Below are 6,927 nucleotides of genomic sequence, written 5' to 3'. Positions count from 1 at the left end.
GTGCGGCGATGAGCCTGGCGCGGCCGTTCGAGCTGGCCCTGTGGCGTGCTGACGCCGACCCGCCGTCGTCCCCCCGCCGCCTGGTCGTCAGGGTGCCGCGCTGGCTGACGGTGCTCGTTCCGCTGAAGACGGTCGACCTGATCCGGTGGGCCGAGCTGGTGCTGGCCTTCGCCCTGTTCGGAACGACGCAGTCCATGATGAGCGACTGGAACCTCCACGCTCCCCTGCCGGTCAACGAGCAGTTCGCCTACCTCACCGCCCTGGCGGTGGCGATGCCCGTGGCTCTGCGCGACCGATGGCCGCTGGCCGCGTGGCGGGTCGCCTTCGTGTCGATGCCCCTGGTCCTCTGGGTGTCCAAGACGATCGGGCAGTCCGGCACCATCCCCTACTCGCCCCCGGTGATCGTGTCCTACCTGCTGATCCTCTACTCCGTGGCCTTGCGCTGCGACCGGCGGATCACCTCGGCCGTCTGGATCCTCACGGTCCTCACCGCCTGGATCGCCGACCCCAACTCGATGGCGCTCGCGTCCGTCGTCACGGCCGTCGCGGTGCTGTTCGGATACAACGTACGGGTCCGGCGCTCGGCCACGGCCAAGCTCGTGGTCGAGGAGCGACGCTCCCAGGTGGCCGAGAGCGCCAAGGCCGTGCTGGCCGAGCGCACCCGCATCGCCCGCGAGCTGCACGACGTGGTCGCGCACCACATGTCGGTGATCGCGATCCAGGCGGAGGCGGTGCCGCTCAAAGCGGCCGGCGACCCGGTGCAGTTGGAGGCGGGTCTGGCCGAGATCCGCGGGTTGTCGCTGGAGGCCATCGCGGAGTTGCGCCAGGTCCTCGGGGTGCTGCGCGACCAGGACGGCCGCACCGACACCGCACCCCAGCCGGGGCTCGACCGGGTCGACGAGCTGGTCTCCAACGCCCGCTCCGCCGGGCTGGCCGTGCTCGTCAAACGGTCCGGCTCGCTCGACGGCCTGCCGCCCGCCGTGGAGCTGTCTGCGTACCGGATCGTGCAGGAGTCGCTGAGCAACGTGATGCGGCACGCGCCGGGAGCGCCCGTGGCTCTCGACATCACCCGCGACGGGGACGAACTGCGGCTGTACGTCGCCAACGGGCCGGGCAGCAGCCCTCGCGACACCAGCGCCACCGCCAGTCCCGGCGGCTCCGGAACCAGTGGCTCCGGAACCAGTGACGCCGGTCCCGGAGGCTCCAGTCCCGGTGGATCCGATTCCGGTGGGTTGGGCGTTCCTGGCGATGTCCCCCGCGAGGCCTCTCAGCGCGTGATGCGCGCGTCCGGCCGGGCCACGGCTCCTGAGCCCAACGGGGCCACGTCGCGCGAAACGGGCCAGGACACGGCACACAGGGCGACGCAGGACGCGGCGCGCGGGGCGGGGCAAGGACTGGTGGGCATGCGGGAGCGGGCGGCGCTGCTCGGCGGCACGTTCGACGCCGGGCCCGTTTCCGGTGGAGGCTTCGAAGTGCGCGCAGTGCTGCCGATCGCGAAGAAGGAGAACGTGTGATCCGGGTTCTGATCGCCGACGACCAGGGGATGGTGCGCACGGGGTTCACCGTGTTTCTGAGCGGGCAGCCGGACATCGAGGTCGTCGGCGAGGCGGCGGACGGCAGGGAGGCCGTGCAGCGGGCCGCCGAGCTCGATCCCGACGTGGTGCTCATGGACGTACGCATGCCGGTCATGAACGGTTTGGAGGCCACCAGGGAGATCCTCGCCCGCCAGGAGTCGACCAAGGTGCTCATTCTGACGACGTTCGACCTCGACGACTACGTCTACGAAGCGTTGCGGGCGGGGGCCAGCGGGTTCCTGCTCAAGGACGCCTCAGCCGCGCAGCTCGCGGACGCGGTCCGGGTGGTGGCGGACGGAGAGGCGCTCATCGCCCCCTCGATCACCAAACGGCTCATCCACGAGTTCGCCCGGCTCGGCGGTCCACGACCGGTGCCGGGCGGGCGGCGGCTCGACGAGCTGACCGAGCGGGAGACGGAGGTGCTCGCCCTGGTCGCCCAGGCACTGTCCAACCAGGAGATCGCAGGCAAGCTCTTCGTGGCCGAGCAGACCGTGAAAACACATGTGGGGCGCGTGCTGATGAAGCTCGGCCTGCGCGACCGCGCCCAGGCGATCGTCTTCGCCTACGAGACCGGCCTCGTCCGCCCCGGCGAATGAGGCTCACGCGAGCGTACGGACTGATCCAGCGCCTGCCGCAACGGGTGCCTGTCACCCTCCGAGGAGTACGAGAAGGAGAACGTGTGCAGGGGCGGCCTGCTCACCTCCGGATAGCCCTCCAGCGGACGCCGAGCCGGTGCGGGCCTTCCTCCATGGAGCCCCGCATCCCCCTCTCGACGCATAGCTTCCGCAGGTCATGCACACGGGCTTCGGCGTTCCGCGTCGGCTGTGTCGTGGCTGTGTCGTGGCTGTGTCGTGGCTGTGTCGTGGCGTTCCCGGACCGCGCCGGGAGCAGGTGTGGGGCGTTTCGCTGGGGCCTGGCGCGTCGTAGAGTCGGTTGGTGACTCGTGCGCTCCTCGCACCGTTGGGCCGCTTGCGCTGCGCGACGGACGGCAGACCCCGGCCTGAGGACGTTCCCGGCCGGCTTGGTGCCGGCGTGCGTGGTTGCCCGTACACGAGGAGGGAAACCTGTGATGCGCAGACCTGGCAGGTCCGGGCACGCTCGCACCTGGGCAGCCCTCCCGCTCGCGATTCCCCCGCTGCTCAGAGGCCGCGCTCCCCTCAGGAGATGTTGATGGACCCGGTTGCGCTCTTCCAGCAGGTGGCGGGGAGCGTTCCCGCCTATCGCGCCTTTCTGGCGGAGAACTCCATCGATCCGGAGAAGATCCGTACATTTCAGGACTTCGCGCGGCTGCCGATGACGACCAAGGAGACCTACACGCGTCGCCATTCCCTCCCCGACCTGTGCAGGGACGGCGTCATCGGGGACATCGTGGCGGTGTCCTCCGGCTCCACCGGCGAGCCGTCGTTCTGGCCGAGGTCGGCGGCCGACGAGCAGGTGATCGCGGCCCGCTTCGAGGAGGTCTTCCGCGACTCCTTCGCCGCCCGCGAGCGCCGCACCCTGGCCGTCGTGTGCTTCGCCCTGGGCACCTGGGTGGGCGGCCTGTTCACCGTCGACTGCTGCCGCCACCTGGCCGGGCGCGGCTACCCGATCACCGTCGTCGCCCCCGGCACCGACCGGAGGGAGATCCTGCGCGTGCTGCCGGAGCTCGCCCCCCACTTCGACCAGGTCGTGCTGCTCGGCTACCCGCCGTTCCTGAAGAACATCATCGACACCGAGGACCTGCCCTGGCACCGCTGGAACGTCAAGCTGGTCACGGCGGGCGAGGTGTTCAGCGAGGAGTGGCGCACGCTGGTCGCCGCACGGGCCGGGATCGAGGACCCGGTCAGAGGCATCGCCTCCCTGTACGGCACCGCCGACGCGGGCGTGCTCGGCAACGAGACCCCGCTGTCGGTCGAGATCCGCCGTTTCCTGTCCGCCCGTCCTGCCGCCGCCAGGGAACTCTTCGGCGAGTCGCGGCTGCCGACCCTCGTCCAGTACGACCCCGAGGTGCGCTTCTTCGAGGAGCACCAGGGCACGCTGCTGTTCTCGGGCGACAACGGGGTCCCGCTGATCCGCTACCACATCGCCGACGAGGGCGGGCTGGTCACGTACGACGAGATGCTGGCCTTCGTGCGCGGGCACGGCTTCGAGCCGGCGGCGCGCGACCCCGAGCGCCCGTTCGTGTACGTGTTCGGCCGCAGCCACTTCACCGTCTCCTACTACGGCGCGAACGTCTTCCCCGAGAACATCGCGATCGGCCTGGAGCAGCCCGAGATCAGCGGCAGGGTGACGGGCAAGTTCGTGCTGGAGGTGAGCGAGGACGCCGACCGCGACCGGCATCTCACGGTGACGGTGGAGCTGATGCCGGGCGAGAAGCCGACGGAGGAGATCGGCCAGTTGGCCGGCGAGTCGATCCTGACCCAGTTGCTCCGGCTGAACAGCGAGTTCGCCCACTATGTGCCCGCCGCGCGGCAGGCGCCGTTCATCCGCCTGCGCGAGTCTGGCGACCCGGATTATTTCCCGCCGGGCGCCAAACACCGCTACACCCGCTGAGCCGACACTGACAGCGCTTCACGCAGGGCGTGCTCATGGGCTCATGTGAGCCGTCTGAACCCGGTGGACGCGTTCGGTGCCGGCACCCCCATGGCGTCGGCCTGCTTGAGACTTTCAGACAAGGAGTTGCGCCGATCAACCATGGTCTGTCTCAGCCCTTCGCGGTGGTGCTGCTGTCCGGCGGCGGCACCGGCTTCACCGACTGGAGCGCATGCCGGCCGGCCAGGGCGCCGCCACGATGAACATGGTCAACGTCCAGATCTACAACCCGCTGTTCATGCTGGTCTTCATGGGCACCGGCCTGGTCTGCCTGGCGCTCGCGGTGCTCGGCCTGGCGGCGGGCCGGGCTCGGTCGTCTCCGCGCCCACATGACGCCGGCGGACCTTCAACGGCGGGATGTGCGCCTGCCGTCTGTCCGCGACCGCATGAAGGAATCCCCCATGCCTACGATCGACCTGTCACACGGCACCGGCTCCTTGGCGGCGAGCTCCGGATGCGGATCAACCTGCAGCCCATGCGCTGGCGAGCCTTCCGCCACTGGCCTCTCGGGCTCGGCCTGCTCGCCAATGAGCTGGATCCGGTCCTGACCAGGGCGTGGGGCACCTGCAGGGGGCCTTCCGCAGTGCCACGTTCGTCGAGGTCCCTGGTGCCCGGACATTCGTGATGGACGTGGCCACCAACACCATGCTGCAGCGCCTGGTCCCTGCCGGAATGCTCGGCAGAGTCTTCGGCAACCTCTATGGGGCGGTCGGAGTGGCCGCCGCGCTGTCCTACACAGCGGGCGGATTCCTCCTGGACGCCACCTCCGCACCGGTGACGCTCCTGATCGCGGGCGGCGGCGGCCCGCTGACCACCACGCTTGTCGCGTGGGCGCTGCGAGGAGCGCTGCGCAAGCGCACGGGCGGCCCTGGCCCGGACGGCACCGGAACCCGGAGCGGCACGCGGTGAAGGTGTGTCACACGCGCTGGGCCAGGGCGGCCGCGATGCGGTCCTCGGCCCACGGCACCATGAGGAAGCCCCGTTTGACGGTCAGCACCTGCACGCCGGCCGTCCAGGAGTGGATGCCGGGGATCGAGGCGAGCGTGCGGGAGGTGAAGTGGTGGATGTCGGCCGTGGTCGGCACGATCACCTCGCACATGAGCGAGGCCTGGCCCAGCATGGAGGCGATCATCCGTACACCGCGCTCGTCGGCCAGCCGTTCGGCGACGCTGTCCTGCATGCTGGGCTCGACCGACAGCCAGAACAGGATCTCGGCCTCGTAGCCGAGGGCGGCGGCCGGGATGAACGTGGCCACCGTGGCGCAGCCGCATTCCAGCATGCTCTCCAGCCGCCGCCTGGCCGTGCTCTCGCTGATGCCGAGGCGCCGCCCGACCGACTGGAAGCTGGCCCGCCCGTCCTCCCGCATCGCGGCCAGCACCTCGCGGTCGACGTCGTCGAGGTGGCTGCGCCCGCAGGTGCGGGCGCGCGGCGGCACCGCGAACGACGCCGCCCGCTCTCCCAGCACCGGAACGCTCCAGTCGTAGCTGACCTTGTACGTGTGCAGCACCAGGTCGGCGCTGCTCTGCTGGGCCCCGGGGATGGCGTGCACGAACTCGACCAGCATCGAGTAGAGGTCGCGGTCCTTGGGCGCGACCAGCTCGAAGACGATGTCGTAGCCGCCGGTGACGATGGTGACGTAGCGGATGTCGGGGTTGGCCGCGAGCAGCCCGGCGACCCGCAGCTGGCTGCCGGGTGCGCAGGTGAGCCGCACGATGAAGGTGTTGACGGGGCCGTCGCACTCCAGGTGCGGCAGCACCGCCACGCGGGCCAGCCCCGCCGCGAACAGCTGCTGCGCCCGCCGCGCCACCGTGGTGGTGGAGATGCCGAGCAGCTGGGCGATGTCGGTCCAGCTGACCCTGCCGTTCACGTGCAGCGCGGCGAGGATCTTACGGTCGAGGTCGTCGAGATCTTCCATCGGGGGCATCATCGCGCGTTCAGGCCCGTTCGCGCACCCTGGAGAGAAAGTCGCGGACGGTCGCCTCCCACAGGTCGGCCTCCTCGACCTGCGGGGAGTGGCCCGATCGTTCGAAAACGCGCAGCTCGGCGCCGGGAATGAGCGCGGCGATGGTCTCACTGCACTCGACCGGGGTGATCCAGTCGTGCCGGCCGACGGTGATCAGGGTGGGGGCGGTGATGCCGGGCAGGAGATGCTTGATGTCGTAGCCGGGCTGGTTCACGGCGAACGCGTAGTTGTGCGTCTCATAGTGGTACGGCGTGGCGGCCACCCGCTGTTCCACCTTGGCCGGATCGTAGTCGTGGTCGTAGAGCGGCAGGATCTCCCGCCAGCAGTCGCGCAGGTCGTCGTCGTCGCGCACGGTGCCGGACATGATCCGGTCGAGCTTGGCCGGGTCGATGCGCGCCCGGGACGAGGCGGCGGCGTTGCGGACGGCCAGCTCCTGGTTGGCGTTGTCGGCCGAGGTGTCGCGGAGCACGACGGCGCTCACCCGGCCGGGGTGGCGGGCGGCGTACTCCATGGCGATGAAGCCGCCGTACGAACCGCCGGCGACGATCACCTGCTCGACGCCGAGCCAGCGGCGCAGGCCCTCGACGTCGGCGACCCACTGCTCGTGGGTGAACGGGCCCGCCTGACCGCTCCTGCCCGAGCCCCTGGCGTCGAAGACGACGACGCGGTAGTCGTCGGCGAGCCGCCCGAAGCTTGCCTCGGGCTCGGCGAGCGAGCCGAGGCCGGGAGCGCCGTGGTGGGCGATGATCGTCTGCTCGCCGTCGCCGAGGATCTCGACGTTGAGCGGGTTGTCGTTGATGTCGACGAACACAGGCTGCC

Annotated in this window: 6 protein-coding genes; 4 read left to right on the top strand and 2 right to left on the bottom strand. The window is 70.4% G+C overall.

Features of this window, described 5'->3' with window-relative positions:
• The 4 genes from E1267_RS27590 to E1267_RS27575 form a co-directional block, all read left to right on the top strand.
• Positions 1-1,514 (top strand): sensor histidine kinase (locus E1267_RS27590; RefSeq protein ID WP_132336470.1); only part of this gene is annotated, 1,514 nt, incomplete at its 5' end.
• Positions 1,511-2,170, top strand: a complete 660-nt coding sequence (locus tag E1267_RS27585; RefSeq protein WP_132336468.1) for a response regulator — start codon at positions 1,511-1,513, stop codon at positions 2,168-2,170. The genes E1267_RS27590 and E1267_RS27585, both read left to right, overlap by 4 nt.
• A gap of 574 nt (positions 2,171-2,744) precedes the next feature.
• Positions 2,745-4,106, top strand: coding sequence for a phenylacetate--CoA ligase family protein (locus E1267_RS27580; protein ID WP_132336466.1), 1,362 nt, complete (start codon positions 2,745-2,747; stop codon positions 4,104-4,106).
• 594 nt (positions 4,107-4,700) lie between these two features.
• Positions 4,701-5,054, top strand: coding sequence for a hypothetical protein (locus tag E1267_RS27575; protein WP_220449704.1), 354 nt, complete (start codon positions 4,701-4,703; stop codon positions 5,052-5,054).
• A 7-nt stretch (positions 5,055-5,061) separates the two neighbouring features.
• Here E1267_RS27575 and E1267_RS27570 read toward each other — a convergent pair whose 3' ends face one another.
• Both E1267_RS27570 and E1267_RS27565 read right to left on the bottom strand, forming a co-directional pair.
• Positions 5,062-6,060, bottom strand: coding sequence for an Lrp/AsnC family transcriptional regulator (locus E1267_RS27570; protein ID WP_165959819.1), 999 nt, complete (start codon positions 6,058-6,060; stop codon positions 5,062-5,064).
• Positions 6,061-6,079: 19 nt separating this feature from the next.
• A complete protein-coding gene (locus E1267_RS27565; RefSeq protein ID WP_132336462.1) occupies positions 6,080-6,919 on the bottom strand; it encodes an alpha/beta fold hydrolase in 840 nt (279 codons plus the stop codon).
• Between the last annotated feature and the right edge of the window lie 8 nt (positions 6,920-6,927).

The organism is Nonomuraea longispora (genome assembly GCF_004348345.1).
GTDB classification, from domain to species: domain Bacteria; phylum Actinomycetota; class Actinomycetes; order Streptosporangiales; family Streptosporangiaceae; genus Nonomuraea; species Nonomuraea longispora.
Note: the sequence above shows the minus strand (reverse complement) of the source record. Positions and strands in the feature narration are given on the sequence as shown.

Excerpts from the sequence above, each read along its gene's own strand:
- E1267_RS27580 (WP_132336466.1), top strand. The coding sequence starts at position 2,745 with ATGGACCCGGTTGCGCTCTTCCAGCAGGTGGCGGGGAGCGTTCCCGCC.
- E1267_RS27570 (WP_165959819.1), bottom strand. The coding sequence starts at position 6,060 with ATGGAAGATCTCGACGACCTCGACCGTAAGATCCTCGCCGCGCTGCAC.